Source organism: Actinomycetospora atypica, from assembly GCF_042653685.1.
GTDB lineage: Bacteria > Actinomycetota > Actinomycetes > Mycobacteriales > Pseudonocardiaceae > Actinomycetospora > Actinomycetospora atypica.
This window is the reverse complement of sequence record NZ_JBHSIV010000111.1, coordinates 1-548: the sequence shown is the minus strand read 5'-3', so window position 1 is coordinate 548 and position 548 is coordinate 1. Positions and strand designations below refer to the sequence as shown.

Here is a 548-nt window from a genome sequence, read left to right as displayed (position 1 = left end):
CCGCCCAGCACCAGGAACTTCTCTGCCGTCAGGTCGGGGCGTCCCACGTAACCGCGGGCGACGCCGGGCCCACCCAGGACGATCTCACCGATCCCGCCCGCGGGCGTCCGTCGGTGACCGGGGTCCTCCGGGTCGATGAGCTCCGCGGAGTAGGTGGGCAGGGGCCGACCGATAGTCACCGGCCGCCCGGGCAGCAGCTCGCACCAGGTCGCCGTGACGGTGGCCTCGGTGGGCCCGTAGGTGTTCAGCATGCGGCGACCACCGCGGCTCCAGCGCTCGACGAGCTCGGCCGGGCAGGCCTCACCACCGACCATGATCGCGCGCAATCCCGGCAGGTCACGCGGGATGGTCGCCAGCAACGTCGGGACGCAGTAGAGAACCGTGATACGCGCCTCGTCGAGGAAGTCGGCCAGGTCGGCCCCGAGGCGGCGCTCGTCGGTCGGGCCTGCGACGAGGGTCGCGCCGACGGCCCACGTCGGCCAAATCTCCTCGACGGAGAAGTCGAAGGAGATCGTCATACCCTGGTACACCCGGTCCTCGGGGCGCAC

Annotated in this window: 1 protein-coding gene; it reads right to left on the bottom strand. The window is 71.7% G+C overall.

What is annotated here, in order from left to right; all coding sequences use genetic code 11:
- Positions 1-518: AMP-binding protein (locus ACFPBZ_RS29540; RefSeq protein WP_378039668.1), on the bottom strand; the 518-nt coding region annotated here is incomplete at its 3' end.
- Positions 519-548 lie beyond the last annotated feature (30 nt).